General features: G+C 42.2%; 16 protein-coding genes and 1 pseudogene. 16 read left to right on the top strand and 1 reads right to left on the bottom strand.

Annotation, left to right across the window (positions count from 1 at the left end; genetic code table 11):
* The 3 genes from tagD to DW959_RS10000 all read left to right on the top strand — a co-directional run bounded on the left by tagD (nucleotide 1) and on the right by DW959_RS10000 (nucleotide 3,220).
* Complete coding sequence (tagD, locus tag DW959_RS10010; protein WP_021943559.1) at nucleotides 1-390, top strand: glycerol-3-phosphate cytidylyltransferase; 390 nt, start codon at nucleotides 1-3, stop codon at nucleotides 388-390.
* Nucleotides 391-407: 17 nt separating this feature from the next.
* Entirely contained in the window at nucleotides 408-1,994 is a 1,587-nt protein-coding gene (locus tag DW959_RS10005; RefSeq protein WP_118616044.1) for a glycerophosphodiester phosphodiesterase family protein, read from the top strand.
* A gap of 287 nt (nucleotides 1,995-2,281) precedes the next feature.
* Entirely contained in the window at nucleotides 2,282-3,220 is a 939-nt protein-coding gene (locus DW959_RS10000; protein WP_118616062.1) for a D-2-hydroxyacid dehydrogenase, read from the top strand.
* A 609-nt stretch (nucleotides 3,221-3,829) separates the two neighbouring features.
* On the opposite strand, the pseudogene DW959_RS09995 reads toward DW959_RS10000, so the two are convergent.
* Nucleotides 3,830-5,250, bottom strand: a pseudogene (locus DW959_RS09995) (alanine/glycine:cation symporter family protein).
* 475 nt (nucleotides 5,251-5,725) lie between these two features.
* Here DW959_RS09995 and DW959_RS09990 point away from each other — a divergent pair.
* The 13 genes from DW959_RS09990 to DW959_RS09950 all read left to right on the top strand — a co-directional run bounded on the left by DW959_RS09990 (nucleotide 5,726) and on the right by DW959_RS09950 (nucleotide 21,113).
* On the top strand, nucleotides 5,726-6,898 hold the full coding sequence (locus DW959_RS09990; RefSeq protein ID WP_118616042.1) for a sugar transporter: 1,173 nt from the start codon (nucleotides 5,726-5,728) through the stop codon (nucleotides 6,896-6,898).
* 336 nt (nucleotides 6,899-7,234) lie between these two features.
* The gene (locus tag DW959_RS09985; protein ID WP_182430076.1) at nucleotides 7,235-9,028 is read left to right on the top strand and encodes an ammonium transporter; all 1,794 of its coding nucleotides are present in this window, start codon (nucleotides 7,235-7,237) and stop codon (nucleotides 9,026-9,028) included.
* Nucleotides 9,029-9,374: 346 nt separating this feature from the next.
* Nucleotides 9,375-9,839, top strand: a complete 465-nt coding sequence (locus DW959_RS09980) for an Hsp20/alpha crystallin family protein (RefSeq protein ID WP_021943565.1) — start codon at nucleotides 9,375-9,377, stop codon at nucleotides 9,837-9,839.
* Between the two features lie 83 nt (nucleotides 9,840-9,922).
* Complete coding sequence (locus DW959_RS14890; RefSeq protein ID WP_021943566.1) at nucleotides 9,923-10,048, top strand: hypothetical protein; 126 nt, start codon at nucleotides 9,923-9,925, stop codon at nucleotides 10,046-10,048.
* A 218-nt stretch (nucleotides 10,049-10,266) separates the two neighbouring features.
* Nucleotides 10,267-11,241 carry a hypothetical protein gene (locus DW959_RS09975; RefSeq protein ID WP_118616040.1) on the top strand — a complete coding sequence of 325 codons (975 nt, stop codon included), beginning with the start codon at nucleotides 10,267-10,269 and terminating at the stop codon, nucleotides 11,239-11,241.
* A 117-nt stretch (nucleotides 11,242-11,358) separates the two neighbouring features.
* A complete protein-coding gene (locus tag DW959_RS09970) occupies nucleotides 11,359-11,748 on the top strand; it encodes a phosphatase PAP2 family protein (protein WP_347475353.1) in 390 nt (129 codons plus the stop codon).
* A complete protein-coding gene (locus DW959_RS15130; RefSeq protein ID WP_347475351.1) occupies nucleotides 11,742-11,885 on the top strand; it encodes a phosphatase PAP2 family protein in 144 nt (47 codons plus the stop codon). The genes DW959_RS09970 and DW959_RS15130 overlap by 7 nt, the downstream gene beginning before the upstream one ends.
* A gap of 143 nt (nucleotides 11,886-12,028) precedes the next feature.
* Nucleotides 12,029-12,403 (top strand): hydrolase, encoded by a 375-nt coding sequence (locus DW959_RS15125; protein WP_347475350.1) that lies wholly within the window; start codon nucleotides 12,029-12,031, stop codon nucleotides 12,401-12,403.
* On the top strand, nucleotides 12,397-12,975 hold the full coding sequence (locus DW959_RS15120; protein ID WP_347475352.1) for a hypothetical protein: 579 nt from the start codon (nucleotides 12,397-12,399) through the stop codon (nucleotides 12,973-12,975). The genes DW959_RS15125 and DW959_RS15120 overlap by 7 nt, the downstream gene beginning before the upstream one ends.
* Nucleotides 12,939-14,444, top strand: coding sequence for an HAD-IC family P-type ATPase (locus DW959_RS15115; protein WP_347475349.1), 1,506 nt, complete (start codon nucleotides 12,939-12,941; stop codon nucleotides 14,442-14,444). The genes DW959_RS15120 and DW959_RS15115 overlap by 37 nt, the downstream gene beginning before the upstream one ends.
* Before the next feature lie 151 nt (nucleotides 14,445-14,595).
* Nucleotides 14,596-15,246 (top strand): TetR/AcrR family transcriptional regulator, encoded by a 651-nt coding sequence (locus DW959_RS09960; RefSeq protein WP_118616038.1) that lies wholly within the window; start codon nucleotides 14,596-14,598, stop codon nucleotides 15,244-15,246.
* Nucleotides 15,247-15,305: 59 nt separating this feature from the next.
* Nucleotides 15,306-17,177, top strand: coding sequence for a leucine-rich repeat domain-containing protein (locus DW959_RS09955; protein ID WP_173783658.1), 1,872 nt, complete (start codon nucleotides 15,306-15,308; stop codon nucleotides 17,175-17,177).
* 81 nt (nucleotides 17,178-17,258) lie between these two features.
* Nucleotides 17,259-21,113: an InlB B-repeat-containing protein gene (locus DW959_RS09950; protein WP_118616034.1), complete on the top strand. Its 3,855-nt coding sequence runs from the start codon at nucleotides 17,259-17,261 to the stop codon at nucleotides 21,111-21,113.
* Nucleotides 21,114-21,149: the final 36 nt, after the last annotated feature.

The following is a 21,149-nucleotide window of genomic DNA, read 5'->3' as shown; positions in this document are numbered from 1 at the left end:
ATGAAAAAGGTAATAACATATGGAACCTTTGATTTGCTGCATTACGGACATATCAATCTGTTACGGAGAGCAAAGGAATTGGGAGACTATCTGATCGTTGCACTTTCAACAGATGAATTTAACTGGAATCAGAAGCATAAGAAATGTTATTTTTCTTATGAGGAAAGAAAGCAGTTATTAGAGGCGATCCGTTATGTTGACCTTGTCATTCCGGAGGAATGCTGGGAACAGAAATCAGAAGATATCAAAGAATTTAAGATTGATACCTTTGTTATGGGAAATGACTGGGAAGGGAAGTTTGATTTTCTGAAAGACTATTGTGATGTCGTGTATCTTCCAAGAACACCGGACATTTCAACCACCCAGATTAAAGATGATCTTGGAAAATAAAAGGATGGTAGCGGAAAATGAAGTTTCATCTGCCTTGGAAACGGGAACAGGAAAAGAAAGAATATACATTGATCTATGATGGAAATGGCGGCAGACAGAACGGTGAACGTTTTGTCCGCCGTTCATTTTGGCTTCCGGACGGGGGCTTCGGGAAAGAAAAAAAGTTTGTTTCAAATACTGATGGTGGGGATTTGACTGTTGAAACAGTATTTTCCAATTCCAATCTGAAGTGCATCGGTTATTATGCCAGAAAGCGTACAGAAGAAGGCTGGATATGGTATGGAACGGATCATAACTGGCACGATTCCTTTTATGACGGCACGGTTTGCAAGCAGTTGATACCGATCGCAGCATCGGTAGAATCTTTGTATGAAGCTGCGGATGATGAGATCTATCTGGTTGCACAGTGGGAGGATGAACATGGAATCCGCAGAAACTGTGGATATGAGATATTCTCGAAAAAACTGATGGCACATGCATTTGGCGGTATGGATGGTACAACCTATCATAATACGGCAGAGGCATTTGAACATGGGAAAAAGGAAGGCTATCAGTCGTTTGAGATCGATCTTTCCTATACGGAGGATGACCGTCTGGTATTGTGTCATGGCTGGACAGAGAATAATTGTAAGTGCACCGGGGTTTCATATAAGCCGGAATTTGCGCATATGACATATGAACAGGCAATGCAGATACCGATCCACGGACATTCGATCATGGACGCGAGACAGTTCTATGAAAAAGTAAAGAATGAACCTGCCTATACATTTGAAATTGATTTCCATAATATAAAAAAAGGGAACGAGAAACGGGTTGCCGCTATGCTGGAGGATTTCCGGCAGGATGAAGGTCTGCTCGATCGTCTGCTGATGCAGGTATACAGCCAGCCGATGTATGAACAGATCGACTCCGTATATCATTTTGCAAATTATATGTATCTGGTTGGATTAAATATCGATAAGCTGGATTCGATCCTCACTTATTGTCTGGATCATGGAATATGCAGTGTTGCAATGCGGACGAATTTTGTAACAAAGGAAAATGTCCGTAAGGTACATGATGCCGGACTGTATGCATTTTGTTATACGGTTTCAGATGATGCTGTTTATGCTAATTATCTGCTCCAGCTTGGTGTGGATATGATCTGTACAGATTTTGTAACGGAAAAAGCACTGGAAGCAACGAAGGAAACATTTGGCAGATATCCGTTTATGGTGTGGTACAACAGCAACCATAAGGAAGCGGTCAGTCACTATCCGGAGGCAGTCGATGGAACCGGGAATGTAGGAACACTTACCCGGTTGAAGAGTGGAAATCTGGAATACAGGGACAAGACGATCTGGGAACATACCGGAGATCAGACACTGCGGACATGCGGATACGAAGTACCGGGAAAACGATTTGCCGGATGGAAACTGCGCATATCCATTGAAGGAAAAAATTTGTGGTATTCGACGGATGGATTATTCCATGCAGCGAAGGACTATACGGTCAGAAAGAGTATTCAGGCATGTATTTTCAAGGATGGAGATGTGCTCCCGGATTTCGATGTCAGGAAGAATATGAAAGTAATTATGGTAGCAGTATGGGAGAATCTTGATTGATCCTCCCATATTTTAAATAAGTTTATATGCTTATCAGTTATTCTATTTGCCTGTGCCTGCTGTCAGGGGGGATAGAAAACACGTTTCATTTCCTATTCTGCCCGCACGCCTATTTGCCGTCAGCCGCCCTAACTTACCCTTACGGGTTCAGACAAGGGCTTTGTGCCGGCAGCTAGTGCAGGCATCATAACGGAAATTACACTTTATGTTTTCTATCCACCCTGACAGCAGACGCAGGTGAATGGAATGTCGGATAACAAAAATAGATGAAAGGATTAAAAATAAATATGAAGATAGTATTTTTAGATCGTAAGACGATAGGAGAAGACATTGACTTGACGGGCTTTGAGGCTTTGGGAGAAGTTGTAACATATGAGATGTCACAGCCGGAAGAAGTTCCGGAGCGGGCGAAGGATGCAGATGTTATCATTGTGAATAAAGTCCCGGTAAATGAGCAGACGGTTGGAACGGCTCAGAATCTGAAGCTGGTTTGTGTAGCGGCAACCGGAACAAACAATCTGGATAAGAACTATCTGGATAAACGGGGAATTGAATGGAGAAATGTAGCCGGATATTCCACTACGATCGTTGCACAGCATACATTTGCCATGCTTTTTTATCTGCTTGAAAAGCTTCGGTATTATGATGATTATGTAAAGAATGGCTCTTACCAGAAAAATGATGTATTTACCTGGTTTGGCGAGCCGTTTACAGAGCTTGCCGGAAAGACATGGGGCATCATCGGACTTGGAGCGATCGGAAGGAAGGTAGCAGATATAGCAAAGGCATTTGGTGCCCATGTGATCTATTATTCAGCATCTGGCAGACCGGCACAGGAGGGTTATGAGCAGGTTGATCTGGATACACTTCTTCGGACTTCTGATGTCATATCGGTTCATGCGCCATTAAATGAATATACCGGGAATCTGATGGATAAAGTGGCATTTGCAAAGATGAAACGATCCGCGATCTTCCTGAACCTTGGACGTGGACCGATCGTAGTAGAAGAAGATCTTGCAGAAGCCTTGAAGCAGGGCACGATTGCAGCCGCAGGTTTAGATGTCCTTCGGACGGAACCGATACAGCCGGACAATCCGCTGCTTGCTATAAAGGACAGCCATAAGCTGCTCATTACGCCACATATCGCCTGGGCAAGCACCGAAGCCCGTACCCGCCTGATGCAGATCGTCCTTGACCATGTAAAGGGTTTTGTTGAGAAGAGATAGCATTAATACAAAAAACGTTTGGATAGCTTAATATGCGGAAGATGAATGTGATACCCGGAATCGTCATTGAACTGAAATCATATATGGGTATAAATGTTATGAGATTAACCTGATACCCGGAATTGTCATTGGCCTGAACGCATATACGGGTATAAATGTTATGAGATTAATCTGATACCCGGAAATTATTAAGAAGATGGGTATAGTGTAAAATAAAATGATTTTATACCCATAAATAAAATGATTTCAGGGTATGGATGCTTACTATGGGCTATAATACCCGAAAGTAAGGTAGAGATAAGGGTATAGATTATTAAAATAAAAGCAGATACCCCAAAAATAAAATAAGATGTGGTATGAAGTGTTGCAAAGTGACTTGATACCCATTAACTATATGAAGCGGGGGGAAAGAATTAGTATAGTGCAGAAAAATAAAATAGAGGACCCTGAGATATATATTCACTATTATGAAGCAAGCCTATCTGAATGTCGGTCCTTAGCGATCTGCGAAAGCAGGAGCCTAGTACCGCTACATGAAGATAGAACGAAAGTGTCTTGCGTAATAATATGTGAATTAGATCTCAGGGTCCTCTATTTTATTTTAACAATTTATTCAAAAGGCTGCTTATTATGACGGCTGAAGAAATCACGCGTTTCCCTTGCAACCACACCGCTTAAAGCAAAGATGGCGATCATATTAGGAATAGCCATCAGTCCGTTGAAGATATCGGCGATCGTCCATACAGCAGAAACTGTCATGTAAGGTCCGATAAATACAGCAAGAATGTATAACCATCTGTAGATCATGATGGATTTCTTTTTGCCGCCGGATAAGTATTCCAGACAACGCTCAGAATAATAATCCCATCCAAGGATCGTCGTAAATGCAAAGAATACCAGACAGAGCATTAACAGGAAGCTTGATATCGTTGCAGGAATCGGAAGTCCCTCGTTAAAAGCATATGTGGTAACCTGAACACCCTGTAAACCTTCCACTTTCCATGCACCGGTAAGAACAATGGAAAGACCTGTCATTGTACAGATAATGATAGTATCGATGAAAGTACCGGTCATGGATACAAGTCCCTGACGAACCGGTTCCTTTGTCTGGGCAGCGGCTGCTGCGATAGGAGCAGAACCAAGACCGGCTTCATTTGAGAAGATACCACGCGCGACACCTTTCTGCATAGCACGATAAATGAACCGGCGATACCACCCGCAACAGCAGAAGGCTTGAAAGCGCTCTTTACAATGATAACAACAGCCTCAGGAATTTTAGTGATGTTGCAGATCAGTAACATCACACATATAACAACATAGATAACAGCCATAAATGGAACGATGATCTGGGATACGCTTGCGATACGCTTCAGTCCGCCAATCAGAACGAGTGCAACACATACACTTAAGATCAGGGAAGCGATAACAACGGTCCATGAATAAGTACCGATTCCCGGAATATTAACCGTCCACTGCATGTCAGGATCAAAGAATGAATTAACAGCGGAAGAGATACCATTTACCTGAGAGAAGGTTCCGATACCGAACAGACCTACACAGATACCAAAGAAAGCAAATATTTTTGCAAGCCATTTCCATTTTGAACCCATACCTTTTTCGATATAGTAGAATGGTCCGCCAAGTGCATGGTTGTCCTTGTCAACGACACGATATTTGACAGCCAGAAGACCTTCTGCGTATTTGGTTGCCATTCCGAAGAATGCAGCAAGTACCATCCAGAATAATGCTCCCGGTCCACCGGCTCCGATCGCAGTTGCTACACCAACGATATTACCGGTTCCAATCGTAGCGGAAAGAGCAGTACACAGTGCACCAAAGGAAGTAACCTCGCCTTCGCCTTCTTCTTCGTTTTTGATCATCCATTTGAGTGCTAATGGCAGTTTGCGGATCTGAAGAACGCCCATCCGGATTGTGAGAAGAATTCCACCGACCATAATAAGGACCATAAGTGGAGGACCCCACACAAAATCATCGATTTTTGTTAAGATTTCATTTACAGTTGCCCACATGATTTTCTCCTTTTCATTTTTGTATTGTGGTGATGTGTTATTCTGATAAATTATATGAATAAAATAAAAAATTATAGTATGAAAAAATCAAATATTTATAAAAATAACACAATATTTTAATATAATACATACTTTTCTACGCTAATGCAACAGAATTTGCTTAATTTCGTGAAAAAACAGCGGTAAAAACAGCAAAAATTACAAGAAGAAGACTATTTTTTTGACTTGCGGAGTTGGAAATCCGATAATAAAATTACTATAAAAATAAAAATGCCGGATAATATCAGATGCGGTTCATAGGAAAAAATACCATATAATACAAGATCGGTTTCATATAAATGTGTTGCATAATACGGAGGCATATTAACAGACTGCGTTGCATGGTACAGAATATATATTAGCGGACTGCGTTGCAAAACAGTAAATGTATAAATAGAAAAATACAGGAATTTACAGGAAAGGATATAATTGCAGAATGAATCAGAAATTAACTATCAGGGAATGGCTGCCGCTCATCGGAATGACGGTAGCGGCATTTATATTTAATACATCGGAATTCATGCCAATCGGTCTTCTGACTGATATAGCAGATGATTTTCGGGTCACGGAGGCAAAAGCGGGGATGCTGATCTCAGCATATTCATGGGCGGTTATGCTGTTATCACTGCCACTCATGCTGCTTGCATCAAGGATCAGCTTCCGAAAGCTGCTGCTGGGAACGATTGCATTATTTGGAATCGGTCAGATATTATCAGCGGTTGCAACCGGATATGCGATGCTGATGGCGGCAAGGATCATAGTTGCCTGTGCACATGCGGTCTTCTGGTCGATCGCATCACCGGCAGCAGTTAAGATCGTGCCGGAGAAGTTCAGGTCGTTTGCGATGAGTATGGTAGTAACCGGTACATCCATTGCGATGATATTTGGACTTCCGCTTGGAAGGATCGTTGGATTATATGTAGGATGGAGAATGACATTTTTCTGTGTTGCGGTTGTTGCATTTCTTGTTCTTATCTATATGGCATTTGTATTCCCGAAGGTTGAAGGGGGTACATCCTTTAAGATGAAAGAACTGCCGGCGATATTGAAGAACCCGGTTATGCTTGGGATCATATTAATGTCGTTCTTAGTTGCGGGTGCATACTATACAGGCTACAGCTATATTGAGCCGTTTTTGAAGCAGATTGCAATGTTTAAGGACAACCTTGTTACTATAACTTTAATGTTGTTTGGAGCGGCCGGAATTCTTGGAAGTTTTCTGTTCTCCTGTGTATATGACAAACACAGATATCATTTTATCCGTGCATCGATCACACTGATTGCTGTTGTCATGCTTTGCCTGAAACCGGCATCGAAATTTACGTGGACAATGATATTGATCTGTATGCTGTGGGGTATGGCTGTAACGGCATTTAACGTTACTTTCCAGTCAGAGACAATCAAAGCGGTTCCGGAGGAAGCCTCCGCTGTTGCCATGTCGATGTTCTCAGGAATCTATAATCTGGGAATTGGATGTGGCACCTGGATCGGTGGACTGGTATGTACACATGCATCGATGGGGTATATCGGATTTGCAGGGGGGATCATGGCAGTTATAGCAATCCTGTATTGCAGCTTTATACTGATCCCACAGATGAAGAGAAAGTAGATAAATACTTGTATAGAATGCGAAACTATAAACTGTGCTGATCAGTTGGAAAAGGCATGGTTAATAATCTCTAAAAAAAATATAAATTTATCGTTGACATGAGTAATCCCCGGTGCTATACTCATGGACATAGCAAAGGCGCTACGAAATATTCGTAGTGCCTTTTTCTTTTATCGGGAGGCATAAGTTCCCCGGTACAGGACAAAGAAAAACCTGATATCCGGCTATACGCGCGGACCGGATGAGGGGAAAAATGAAGTAAAATGCGATGCATGGGGCGTCTGTTAAGGATAAGTCTCCATGTATCGCATTTTTGAGTTTTAGGAGGTAAGAACTATGACAAGTGAAATTTTAGATGCAATTTCTGGTGAAGTGTACGGTGTCTGGTTCCTGATCGGAGCGGCATTGGTATTCTGGATGCAGGCAGGATTTGCGATGGTAGAGACAGGATTTACCAGAGCAAAGAATGCCGGAAACATTCTGATGAAAAACCTGATGGACTTCTGTATTGGTACAGTTGTATTTATCCTTCTTGGTTTTGGACTCTTACTTGGTGAAGACATGGTTGGTTTGATCGGTAAACCGGGATTTGACATATTTACTGATTATGCAAATTTTGACTGGTCCAACTTCGTATTTAACTTAGTGTTCTGTGCAACAACAGCGACAATCGTATCCGGTGCGATGGCAGAACGTACAAAATTCATTTCTTATTGTGTATATTCAGCAATTATCTCAGCAGTTATTTATCCGATTGAGGCACACTGGACATGGGGCGGCGGCTGGTTAGCTCAGATGGGCTTCCATGATTTTGCCGGTTCTAACTGTATTCATATGGTTGGTGGTATCTGTGCATTGATCGGTGCAGCAATCCTTGGACCTCGTATCGGTAAGTTTGTAAAGGGCAAGGATGGTAAGGTTGAAAAAGTAAATGCATTCCCTGGACATAACCTTCCGATCGGTTGTCTCGGTGTATTTATTCTCTGGCTTGGCTGGTATGGATTCAATGGTGCAGCAGCAACAACCGTTTCAGAACTTGGTTCAATATTTGTAACAACAACAATTGCTCCTGTTGTTGCAACAGTTGTAGCAATGATCATTACCTGGGTAAAATATGGTAAGCCTGATGTTTCAATGTGTCTGAATGCATCTCTTGCAGGTCTGGTAGCAATTACAGCTCCTTGTGATGTCTGTGATGCTTTCGGTGCTATCGTGATCGGTGCTGTTGCCGGTGTATTGGTTGTATTCGGTGTATGGCTCTTAGATTACAAATTACATATTGATGATCCTGTAGGTGCTGTTGCAGTTCACTGCTTAAATGGTATCTGGGGAACAATCGCAGTTGGTCTTTTCGCTACAGATACAGCTCCTGCATTTGCAAGAGGTATCGGTGATGGCGTAACATATGGTGCAAACCAGATTGCAGCCAAAGGTTTATTCTATGGCGGTGGTTTCAAGCAGCTCGGTATTCAGTTCGTAGGTATGGGCGCGACCATCCTCTGGACAGCAGTTACGATTACAATTGCATTCCTTCTTATTAAGAAGATCTTCGGCCTTCGTGTATCAGAGGAAGAGGAAATTGTTGGTCTGGATTCATGCGAGCATGGTCTTCCATCTGCATATGCTGGCTTCAGTATCGTTGATGTATCAAATACAATGACAATGGATGTAAATGAAAACACAGATCTTGGTGTAGCTGATTATGATAAGGCTTCGGATACATTAAAGAATGCAGCAGTTAAGGTTGCGGAAGCTCCTGTTACAGCATCTCCAAGTGGTATCTACAAGGTAGTTATCATTGCAAAGCTTGCACGGTTTGAGATTTTGAAGAAGGCATTGAATGATCTTGGTGTAACTGGTATGACAATGAATCAGGTTATGGGCTGTGGTATCCAGAAGGGTGCCGGCGAGATGTACCGTGGTGTTGAATTAGATGCAACCCTTCTTCCAAAGGTTAAGGTAGAAGTCGTAGTCAGCAAGATTCCTGTCAGTGCAGTTATTGAAGCTGCTAAGAAGGCTCTGTATACCGGACATATCGGTGATGGTAAGATCTTCGTATACAGTGTTAATAAGGTTGTTAAGGTTCGTACCGGTGAGGAAGACTTTGCAGCTTTACAGGATGTAGAGTAAATTACAAATAACCTATAATTATATAGAAGAAAGAGCCAGACCGGTGAGTGCCGGTCTGGCTTTTTCTTTTAAGTGTAGAAATAGAAATCAGATAGTTCACAAAATCTTCACATAAAATTAGCACTCGCCTCTTGACAGTGCTAATAAACGGTGCTATAACATAGCTAAAGATAAGGAAAGGGATTAAGAAAGAAGATAAAAGAAAAAATCCCGGAACTTATAACATACAAATTCGACACCTCAGTTTCTCTGACAGTGCTAAACATACAAAAGTCTAAGTGCCTCAAGGTTCCATAAGGAGCTGAGATTTCCGACACTGGTTTGAAATTGAAAGGAGTAATGACTTATGTTAAGACCTAGTATTTTTGGAGAAAGTTTATTTGATGATTGGATGGATGATTTCCCATTCGGTAAGGAATTTGAAAAGGAAATGTTTCCGGAGAAAAGCCCGTTGTATGGCAAACATGCTAAGAACATGATGAAGACGGATGTCCGTGAAACAGATGATAGCTATGAAGTAGACATTGATCTTCCTGGATTTAAGAAGGATGAAGTAAATGTCAAACTGGAAGATGGCTACATCACCATTTCCGCTGCAAAAGGTCTGGATAAGGATGAGAAAGATAAGAAGAACGGTAAGTATATCAGACGTGAACGTTATGCCGGCAGCATGAGCAGAAGTTTCTATGTTGGTGACGGTATCAGTCAGAAGGATATACATGCAAAATATGAAAGTGGTATTCTTCGTCTGACCCTTCCAAAGAAAGCACCGGAAGCAATCGAAAAGGAGAACTTCATTGCCATCGAATAAAATGTGTTGATATCGAGCCGTGCGAATAAAAAACATGACCCCTTATGTATATGTATACAGATATAAGAAAGGGAGTGTAGATCATGGATAAGAATCCAAAGCATCCATTGAAGAAAAAGAAAGCAGTTCAGAAGGTATGTGCAACAGCTAATCATAATGCACAGGAGGTTGAAGCTGCAGCACCAAAGTCAAAGAAACATACTTATTAGAGTGAATAAATCAACAAATAAAGAAAAGGTTCCCCGCATTTGCCTGTAGCCCGAAGAACTACAGGAGACAAGTGCGGGGGATTTTTTTGCTTTATAGGAACAGAAGTATCATCGGAAGCATTTTCATCGAAGGCATTTGGTGACAAAATCGAAAAAATATACATGGAGGAGTGCAAAAAAACACAGTTCTGTGATACTCTATAAACGGAGGTGGTTTTATGCAGGAACAAAAAGGAGCAAAAATAGGAGCATTTGTTTTCTTTTGCTTTGGTGTGATGATGCTTGCCCTCGGAGTCTGGGGCATAACAAACCTGTATGATCAGGGAGGAATCTTAACATGGGGGATTGTACTTGGATTCGGATTGATATTTGCATTGACAGGAATCGTATTGTTTATTAATTCGATGGAAAGTGTATCCAATCGGGTCAAACAATTACTGGGTTGCATTCTGGGAACTTTGGTATTCATGAGTTTTGGCTTTGTAGGTCTTTTGGCAAAAGGGTTAGGCATTATGAGACTTTTCCTTTTGTTTTTCGGTGGTATAGGAGTGCTGCTTCTGATACAGGGAATTCGTAACTTTATAAAAGGAGAGAGCGATGATGTCGTTCAGACTTCCGGATATAACAGTCAATATGGCGAATATAATAGTCAGTCCGGATACAACAGTCAGTCCGGATATAACGGCCCATATGGTGTGTATGGCAGCCAACCCGCAGACATAATAATAGAAAATAGCGAGAAAACATCACCATGGGTTACAGATACCAGACAGGATTCACAATGGCAGCAGGGGACTCCGGGCACACCATTTTCAGGAGATGCTGGAAACAAGGTCTATACCAGTCAGGTAAATGATGATGCTGCAGGATATGGAAGTGGACTGTCTCCGGAATTTGACCGGATGATGAACGGCATGGATATGGATCCTGCACAGCGAGAGAAGGCAAGAAAGATTGGATCGGCAGTTCGGAAAGGCGCGAATATTTATGCCGGAGTCATATGTATTGTGGTCGGAGGTTGTTTTATATTGGCAAACAGCATTATCGTGCTTAGTTTTATTGTCATGCTTATTCAGACAGCAAGCCTTATGGCTGTTATGAATTCATTGTTCTCAACTGTAATGTCGGCAGCATTGTTGATCGTAGGAATATTCATGGTCGTTCGTGGTGTGAAGATCCTCCGGGGAAAATAAATAAGTGATACTTATCTGAAAGACATACAAAATCACTTGCATAAGTGAAGCGACATAGCAGACCGGTAGAAATAGTTTGCGATTTACATACAGGCAGGAGGACAAAAGGTGAATCAGATGGAATTAACGATTTTGGATTTTATACAGGAGCATATGAGAAATGCATTTCTTGATGTAGTGATGCCATTTGTATCGACACTTGGAAATGCAGGGGTCATCTGGATCGTGCTTACGATCGTGCTGTTGATCAGTAAGAAACATAGAAAGACAGGAATCCTGATGGCACTTGCACTGGTATTTGACGTTATACTTTGTAATGGCATATTGAAGAATGCGGTAGCAAGGACAAGACCCTTTGATGTAAATACAGCGATTCCCCTGTTAGTGAAGAAGCCGACAGATTATTCATTTCCATCCGGTCATACGGCAGCTTCCTTTGCAGCAGTAACTGCATTGTTTTTGCAAAAGAGAAATTCCGGTATCCGGCACTGGTGCTTGCGGTGCTGATCGCATTTTCCAGACTATACCTGTATGTGCATTACCCGACCGATATCTTAGGTGGCATTCTGGTTGGAATTCTGTGTGGTGTAATAGCATATCTGATTACAAGAAAGAAACTGAAGTTTGGTTCAATGAACGGATAGAAAGAAAATGGGGGGCTGGTTATCACCTGAATAAAGACGAATAAAGAATTAACAAAATTTAACAATTATTTTCGTTTTCTTTCCATAAGAATGTAGTAGAATGGTGTAAAAGTTTTGATAACACAGACCAGAGAGGAAATCTTATGGACGATACACATGCAAATCAGATCAATCCTTCGATCCGGGGACTGACAGAAAACGAAGTAAAGAAACGAATCGAAAAAGGGCTGACGAATCAGACCGATATATCGACGGATAAAACGACGAAAGAGATCATTCTGTCGAATACACTTACATACTTTAACTTAATATTTCTTATTATCACAGTATTATTGATCCTTGTTGGTTCCTTTCGGAACCTGACCTTTTTACCGATCATCATAGGTAATACATTGATCGGTATCATACAGGAGCTGCGTGCGAAGAAGACACTGGAAAAAATGAATTTCTTAAATGCACCTCATGCAGATGTAGTCAGAGATGGGGTTTTACAGCAGATCCATTCGGAAGACTGGTAAAGGATGATGTCATTTTACTGACAGCCGGAAAGCAGATCTGTGCAGATGCGGTTGTTATCGATGGCAGCATTCAGGTAAATGAATCCCTCCTTACCGGTGAAGCAGACGAGGTAGAAAAGACGAGCGGCAGTTCTCTGTTATCCGGCAGCTTTGTGGTGTCCGGTGAATGTTATGCCAGACTGGAAAAGGTCGGAAATGAATCCTATATCTCAAAACTCAGCATGGAAGCAAAGACCATGGGAAGCGGTGAACAGTCCGAGATGATCCGGTCGATCAACCTGATCGTAAAATGGGTTGGTATCATCATTATACCGATCGGTATTATTCTGTTCTGGCAGAGCCATTTCGTAAATGATGACTCGATCCGGAAGAGTGTAACCTCGACAGTTGCAGCTATCCTTGGTATGATCCCGGAGGGCTTATATCTTCTTACTACGATTGCACTGGCACTCAGTACGATGAATCTGGCAAAACGAAAAGTCCTGCTGCATGATATGAAAAGTATCGAGACACTGGCACGTGTCGATGTGTATGTGTGGATAAGACCGGAACGATCACAGAGCCTGTTATGAGTGTCAAGGATATGTTCTTAAGTAAGGATAGCCGGAATCCGTTAAAGACGACGGACGAATTAAAAGGGCTGCTGATTGATTATACAGCAGCGTCACAGGATAATAACGCTACGATGGAGGCATTGAAGAAATATGCCGATGAGGCAGACGGTAGTGTCGGAAAACACAGAGTACCGCTTGACCGTCTGGCATTTTCATCCAGTTTGAAATACGGCAGTATTACATTTTCGGATGGCATCTATCTGCTTGGTGCACCGGAATTCATCATGCGGGATGATTATGCGTCAATCGAGAAAGAGATCCTTCCTTATGCCGAAAAGGGAGATCGTGTGCTGTTATTTGGAAGATATGAAGGAAGCAGTATTGCAAATGGATTATCTGACAGAGTAACACCGCTTGGCTTTGTGGCACTGGCAAATCCGATTCGTGAAAATGCGGTAAAGACTTTTGCATACTTTAAGAGTCAGGATGTAGCGATCAAGGTTATATCCGGTGATAACCCAAAGACGGTATCACAGATCGCAGTTCAGGCGGGTATTGACAACGCAGAAAGCTATGTGGATGCAACGACACTTGATACGGATGCAAAGATCAAAAAAGCCGTACGGGAATATACGGTTTTTGGTCGTGTGACACCGAAGCAGAAGCAGAAGCTTGTGCAGGCACTTAAAAAGCAGGGGCATACCGTGGCGATGACAGGTGATGGTGTCAATGATATCCTTGCAATGAAGGATGCGGACTGCAGCGTGGCGATGGCATCCGGTAGTGAAGCTGCAACACAGGCAGCACAGGTCGTTCTGCTGGATTCCGATTTTGCACATATGCCGGATGTGGTATACGAAGGACGACGGGTTGTAAATAATGTACAGCGTTCCGCCAGCCTGTTCCTTGTTAAGAATATATTCTCACTGTTGATGTCGCTGTTCTCGGTTATCTTTATGATCACCTATCCGCTGGAACCGGCGCAGATCTCATTGGTCAGTATGTTTACGATCGGTGCTCCCGGATTTCTGCTTGCACTTGAACCGAACAGAGACCGGATCAAAGGACATTTCCTTACAAATGTCATGTTCAAAGCATTTCCGGGTGGCCTTACTGACGTAATTGCGGTTGGCGCGTTAGTGATTTGCGGTGAGGTATTTGCCCTGCCGGAAGAAAGCATCGGTACGATCGCAACAATGGTGCTTTGCGTTGTTGGCTTTATGATCCTGTTTAAGATCAGTGAGCCGTTAAACAAGATGAAATATGGTGTGATCGGACTGAACATCATTGGATTTATATTCTCAGGATTTTTCCTGAAGAAGTTATTTGCATTGACCGATCTGTCAAATATCTGCGTACTGCTTATGGTGGTATTCGGATTCGCGGCAGAATCCCTGTTCCGCTACCTCACCCTGTTGGTGGAGAAGCTGCAGGAATACTATAAAAAGAAAAAACCAAAGCTTAAGAAATATCTGGAGCTTAAATAGAGACAGGCAGCCCACAAAGCAGGGCTGCCTGATTTTTTGAGGTCAGAAAAAATCCTTGACTTATATATAAGATGTGTTTATGAGTATTGACATTATATTTTATTTCTTATAAAATTAATGATACAGTACGTATCAAAAAAGGAACACGGTAATGAACAAATCAGAGAAACAAAAAGCAAAAGAAAATGAACGACGACAGCGGATCCTGAATACTGCATTTCGCATCTTTGTAGAAAAGAAGATTGAAGCGGTAAGTATGGGCGAGATCGCTGAGGCGGTCGGTATCGGCAGGGCGACCTTATTCCGGTGCTATTCGAATAAGACAGAGCTTGTAATTGCAGTCTGTGCGGCACAGTGGAAAGCATATCTGGACGAGCTGGATCAGAACAGACCAATCTCATCGGTTCAGGATATTCCGGCAGTCGGACGATTCATATTCACGCTGGACAGTTATATTGAAATGTACCTGAACCATAAGGAACTGCTTCAGTACAATGATAACTTTAATCACTACGTCACACATGAGGGCGTAGATCCGGAACAGCTTGAGAAGCTTCATGCGTCGGTGTATTCGGCTGATACTCGATTGCATATGATGTATGAGAAAGCAAAGGAAGATCATACCCTTCGCACGGATATACCGGAGGATGAATTTATGCGTGTGACCGTACATACGATGATGGCAGCATGTACCTACTACGCGGGAGGCTTTATATGGGGCGCAGAGGATAACAGGGATTATATGCCGGAGTTGATACGTTTAAAGGAAATGATCATAAACTATGCGACAGCATCCGTATAACAGGATGCAGGGGTACTAGGGATATAAGGGATACGTGCATGAATGAAAGGGAGGTAAATATGAGTAAATTAAAAACAAAGAGAAAAAAGCATTATCTGACAGCCGCCATGCTTGCCATGCTTGCGATTGCGACGCCCATAACGCTTTATGGGTCAATGACAACGTATGCACAGACGGAGGATGCAGCAGAGGTAGAAGTCGATGAGGGAATCGGATATCATTATCAGAAGACCGGAGAGGCATTGGTAGAGCAGGTAGACAGCTATAAAAATATATGGCGTATCTATGCTTCTACAGAAGAAAAAAAGTATATTGCAACGATCACATATGGAGGCGAAGATACAAACTATTCCGGTCAGTTTGGATTATTTTCAGATTATGAAGATGTATTTGCCAAGTACAATATCGTGCAGGTAGAAGTTGGAGAAGGACTGACATATTTTAATGTATATAGTCCACCAGAAAATCTCCAGTATGAATATATCTATCTTCCAAGTACGATGCAGAAATTAACAACAGCACTGGTGCAGCAACAGAAGAAGCTGAAGGAGATCACGATTCCGGCATCTGTTACAGAATTCAATTCAGGTTCGTTCAATCATGGCATGTTCTATATGGATGAGTCACTGGAGAAGATTACATTTGAGGAAGGATGCAAGCTTACTTCATTTGGAAAGAATGTTCAATATTTACTTTACGGTTGTAAGTCTTTAAAAGAATTTACGGTTCCGGCTTCCATTGAAACGATACCGGAGAGGTGCTTTTATAATTCACAGTATCTTGAGACGATCCGGTTCGAAAAAGGCTCAAAGGTTGAAAGCATAGGAAAGGAAGCTTTTTATGCCTGTTACGCTTTGAAAGATGTTGAATTAGCGGAAGGACTTACAACGATCGGAGAATCAGCATTCCGAAATCTGGATCAGATGGAGAAGCTTGTGATTCCTGGTACAGTCACAACGATCGGTATATGTGCATTTTATGATTGTGACGGATTACAGGAGATCGCAATTCCGGATTCCGTGATATCAATTGGAAAAGCAGCATTTGCATATTGCGGGAATGTTACCGATATACAACTTCCTAGCCAGTTAGAGATGATTGAAGAGCAGGCTTTCATGGGATGCTCAAAGGTATCATCACTTCGGATTCCGGACAGTGTTAAGACAATTAAAGATGAAGCGTTCCGTTATATATATATAACCGAGCTGCCGTATATGCAGAACGTGACTACCATTGGAACCCGGGCATTTAGCATCAGTAATCTGCGAAGCCTTGAATATCCAAAATGCTTGACGGATTTTACAGCGACTTCATTGGATGGTGGCGGAAATGCAAAAATCAAGTACATAACATTTGAAGACGGATGTGCCTTGAATACCTTGCCGGAAGGCTTATTTTCTACATATAAAGAAAATAATACAAATCTGAAAGAACAACGTGAGATTAAGCTGCCTCTTTCTTTAAAAGAGTTAAATATGAATGTATTTTGTGGTTCATGGAACCGAACGATGGTAGAGATTCCGCACAAAGATAAGGATTCTTTGCAGTTAACTTTAACAGATTATGGAGATAAATCAAAAGAGACGATAGCGAATAGTTTAAAGAGCATGTACTATATGGTACATTCATTTGAGATTTACAGATGCCTGACGGAGACCTTTGGTGTGCCAAGAGATCACATCACTTTCCATGAGGAAAAGGTGGGCTGGAAGTTGACCGGTGTAAAGGATGGCATATATACCTATACGGCAGAATGTAGTACATGTGGAGAAGTCAGCAAGAGCTTGACCTATGATGAAAATGGATTTGCAACGGTGGATGGTTCCTATCAGCCGGCTGAGCAGGTCACGGCGGAGAATTGTAAGGCATTTGGATTAGACGAAAATTACATAGGATACTATGCAGTAAGCAATGCCGGACAGTTATACTGATTTGCTGATTATGTAAATGGAAACGGAGATGATGCTACGGCACATCTGTCGGAGAATGTCGTTCTTTGCAATGATATTGAGATGAATGATACAAGTGAATGGGATGTATGGACAGATGAAACGACAAATGTGATCAACTGGCCATCTCTCGGATCTTATAATGTTAATTTTACGAAATATAACATTATATATCAGGGAGTTTTTGACGGAAATCATAAGACGATCCGGGGCTTGTATCGGAAAAATCCGGGATATGATAATCAGGGCGGACTGATCGGATATATCGGCAGATCGGGAGCTTTAAAGAATCTGACGATAGAGAAGTCTTATGTAACTGCATGTGCAGTATTTGCAGGTTTCAATAATGGGTCCGTTACGAACTGTACAGCCGGAAGACTGCGCACAAAATATTGTGGGCATGGCGGTGCTGTTTTTGTATATAAGAATTATGGAATTATGGATGCCTGTGTGAATACAGCAGATGTAGAATGGATCGATAAACAGCGTGAAAATTGCTTTGGCATAGTAGATATGAATTATGGCATTGTAAAAAACTGTGTCAATCGTGGAGCAATCAATAATACCGGAGGACGCATTAGCGGAGATGTGGGAGGAATTTGTGATTGGAATAAGGGCAAGATCCTGAACTGTTATAATGAAGCGCCAATTACATCAACCGGTCAGGCAGCCGGTATTGTAAGAGATAACAAGGGATATGTTGCTAACTGCTATAATAAAGGAGCACTTACAGGAACATATGTCGGAGGTATTGCAGCAGGAACCGGTGTGGCAGAAGGCGGTGATGTAATAATCGTAAATCCATCTATTGGGGGGTGGGAAGATACATCCGGCGGATCTTCAGATGATTCGGAAAGCGGTTCTACGGAAGCGGAGGAATTGGTTCCGGTTTCTCTGTCACAGTATGGAATCTATTATTGTTATAATACAGGAGCTGTTACAGCTTCGGACAGTTGCGCCGGAGGTATTGCTGCTTATGCAATATGTAGTAAGGGTACGATCTACGGCTGTTATAATACAGGAGATGTTGAAGGTGGTTCCCATACCGGAGGAATTGTAGGAGGGGTAGAGAATGCTCTGATAAGAGACTGCTATAATTATTCCACGAATATAAAGACAACAAATGTTGCAACCAGCTTCCAGAATAATGAACCGCATGCATTTGCAGCGCCTATTGCAGGTTGTGTTTCATCTTATTTGGGAAATGCAGTGGTATCTGCCTGCTGTTATGTGGGAGATATTGATGTGGAAGCTTACGGATATTCCATGGATTTGAAGGGACATAAGGTGACATTTACTGATAATGAAGCTATGACAGCGGAAGATTTTGAATCCGGTAAGGCTGCCTGGAAACTGCAGAATGGTATCAATGAAGATCTGAAGGCTTCCGGAGGAAAGCAGTTATTTGTATGGAAACAGATAATAAGCGGAGCAGAAATCGAACGATATCCGTATCTTGATTTAACAGAGGAAGAAACAAGCAGAAGCGTTATGCAGATGACCTTCCATTATACGACCGGTGGTAAAGATCTTGCAGGATATGGATATACGAATTACAACCATGCAGTTACCGAGACCCAGGCACCGACTGTAACAGGAAAGAATGATGCGATTCATACATTCGACTGGTATGAAGATAAGGAACATACGACCTTGTATGATTTCACGCATGTATTAACTACAGATAAGGATGTATATGCAGAAGCATATGACCTGTATACTCTGGAATTTAAATTGACGGAAGGTAGTTATGCATCGGCAAGCGTTGATAAGAAGAAAGTGACAGAGCTTATCACCGAGACCGGTGAGACTGTTGTATTTACAGTAACACCGGATACAGGATGCATATTAGAAGGGGTAAGCTTGGATGGAAAGACACTGAAGCCGGATGAGGATGGCAATTATACGATATCCGATATCTCAGCAAATCATACGGTAGAGATTACAACAAAGGAAACAGAAGTTACATTTACCTACAAGGCCGGCGAGCATGGAACAGTAAAATGGGTAGGTGACAAGACCGGTTCCGGTGAATTGACAGAGACGATCAAGGCAGTAAGCGGAACACCAAAGGGAGTTCTTCCGGTGGCAGATCTTGGCTGGCATTTCGTGAAGTGGGTTGACAGCAAGGAGGGTAGTCCGTCCTATTCCATAACCGGACTCTATCCAACTGCGGTAAACGGTGTTTTTGAGGGCGAGACCTACACCGCAATCTTTGAAAAGAATATAGAGACTTATGCGATCTCCGGAACTGTTCGCGATCCCGAAGGCAATCCTGTACCGGGTGTAACAGTTAAATTAAAAGGAAACGGTGATACAAAAAAGACGACATCAGCAGAAGATGGCTCTTATCGGTTCGAGAAATTAGAAGAGGCAGAATATCAGTTAGCAGCCATAAAGTATTATGAGAATAACTGGAAGGCAGAGAGTGAAACCGCTGGTGTCAGATTAGAGGGATCGGATGTAACCGGTCGGGATCTTAAGCTTTCGATGAACAGAGCGACAAATACGAAACCTGACGGATGCATCGAGTATTACAGAGTTACACTTACAGAGAATGCGCAGGGCTATCTGGAAGAAACAGGTGGCGACGTAGTTGAAGATTCAGACTATACATTATCGGCAAGAGATAGATACAGCAATGCCCATGCGGTTGTCTATGTATACGAAGCGGTGAGGGGATTTGATGGTAACTATTATAAACTGTCTGATGAAGTGGCAGAGACACTTAAGACAGATGGAAGATGCTATACCATTAAGAACATTGGAAAAGACTACATCATAGATGTGAAAGCAGAAGATGTGGTCCCGAACCGGTATGAGGTTACGATCCCATCCGGTGGGGATGATTATACGATCCTTCCGGAGAAAGAGGGAGAAACGATCAGTTATGGCGAGGACTATTCCTTTACAGTTAAGGCTGCAGCCGGTCGGTGTGTGCTTGTATCTGCAAATGGCACAAGGATAGAATTTGCAGATGGAAAGTATACGATCAAAAATGTGACAAAACCACAGAAGATCGTGGTTGAATTTGCGGATCAACATACCTGTGGAGAATGGAAGGTTGTTACACCTGCTACTTATGATACGGCAGGAGAAGAAACAAGAACCTGTTCTGTATGTGGAGCGGTTGAGAGAAGAGAGCTGGCACAGCTTATCTGCAAGCATGTATCAAAGCGTCTGGTAACAGATAAGAAAGCAACCTGTACGGCGGCAGGAAGTGGACATTATGTTTGTGATACCTGTGGGAAGACAGTGCAGACAAATGTCAGTATAGCAGCAAAGGGTCATACCTGGACTGCATGGACAGTGACAGTGAAGCCGACTACCTCAAATGCAGGGGAAGAAAGCAGAACCTGCTCTGTATGTAAGAAGGTTGAGAAACGTCAGGTCAGCAAGTTAAGCCAGAAAAAATATACGATTACTTATAAGTTAAATAAGGGTAAGAATAACAGGAAGAATCCGAAGACCTATACATCAGCGAAGAAGGTTGTATTAAAGAAACCGACCCGGAAGGGATATGCATTCAAGGGATGGTATACAAATAGTAATTATACGAAGAAGATAACCTCGATCAAGAAAGGCTCAAAGAAGAATTATACCGTATATGCGAAGTGGTCGAAGATAAAGGTGAAGAAGACAACCGGACTTAAGGTTACGAATACGAATGGCAGGAATCTGGTTGTGAAGTATTCAAAGGTATCCGGAGCAAAGGGATATCAGATCACATACGCGACCAATTCTAAGTTCACCAAGGGCAAGAAGGTTGTCAATACAACGAAGAGAACGAAGACCATAAAGAAGCTGAAAAAAGGAAAGACCTATTATGTACGGGTCCGTGCATATAAGAAGGATTCTACAGGCAGGAAAGTATATGGTAAATACAGTAAAGTAAAGAAAGTCAAGATAACAAAATAAGATTAAGACAAAGGAGCATGATTAAGAATGTAATCA

Origin of the sequence: Clostridium sp. AM46-21, from assembly GCF_003480025.1 — a bacterium.
GTDB lineage: Bacteria > Bacillota > Clostridia > Lachnospirales > Lachnospiraceae > Coprococcus > Coprococcus ammoniilyticus.
Note: the sequence above shows the minus strand (reverse complement) of the source record. Positions and strands in the feature narration are given on the sequence as shown.

Excerpts from the sequence above, each read along its gene's own strand:
- tagD (WP_021943559.1), top strand. The coding sequence starts at position 1 with ATGAAAAAGGTAATAACATATGGAACCTTTGATTTGCTGCATTACGGA.
- DW959_RS09985 (WP_182430076.1), top strand. The coding sequence starts at position 7,235 with ATGACAAGTGAAATTTTAGATGCAATTTCTGGTGAAGTGTACGGTGTC.
- DW959_RS09955 (WP_173783658.1), top strand. The coding sequence starts at position 15,306 with ATGAGTAAATTAAAAACAAAGAGAAAAAAGCATTATCTGACAGCCGCC.
- DW959_RS09950 (WP_118616034.1), top strand. The coding sequence starts at position 17,259 with ATGAATGATACAAGTGAATGGGATGTATGGACAGATGAAACGACAAAT.
- DW959_RS09990 (WP_118616042.1), top strand. The coding sequence starts at position 5,726 with ATGAATCAGAAATTAACTATCAGGGAATGGCTGCCGCTCATCGGAATG.
- DW959_RS09960 (WP_118616038.1), top strand. The coding sequence starts at position 14,596 with ATGAACAAATCAGAGAAACAAAAAGCAAAAGAAAATGAACGACGACAG.
- DW959_RS10000 (WP_118616062.1), top strand. The coding sequence starts at position 2,282 with ATGAAGATAGTATTTTTAGATCGTAAGACGATAGGAGAAGACATTGAC.
- DW959_RS09975 (WP_118616040.1), top strand. The coding sequence starts at position 10,267 with ATGCAGGAACAAAAAGGAGCAAAAATAGGAGCATTTGTTTTCTTTTGC.
- DW959_RS09970 (WP_347475353.1), top strand. The coding sequence starts at position 11,359 with ATGGAATTAACGATTTTGGATTTTATACAGGAGCATATGAGAAATGCA.
- DW959_RS14890 (WP_021943566.1), top strand. The coding sequence starts at position 9,923 with ATGGATAAGAATCCAAAGCATCCATTGAAGAAAAAGAAAGCAGTTCAG.
- DW959_RS09980 (WP_021943565.1), top strand. The coding sequence starts at position 9,375 with ATGTTAAGACCTAGTATTTTTGGAGAAAGTTTATTTGATGATTGGATG.
- DW959_RS10005 (WP_118616044.1), top strand. The coding sequence starts at position 408 with ATGAAGTTTCATCTGCCTTGGAAACGGGAACAGGAAAAGAAAGAATAT.
- DW959_RS15125 (WP_347475350.1), top strand. The coding sequence starts at position 12,029 with ATGGACGATACACATGCAAATCAGATCAATCCTTCGATCCGGGGACTG.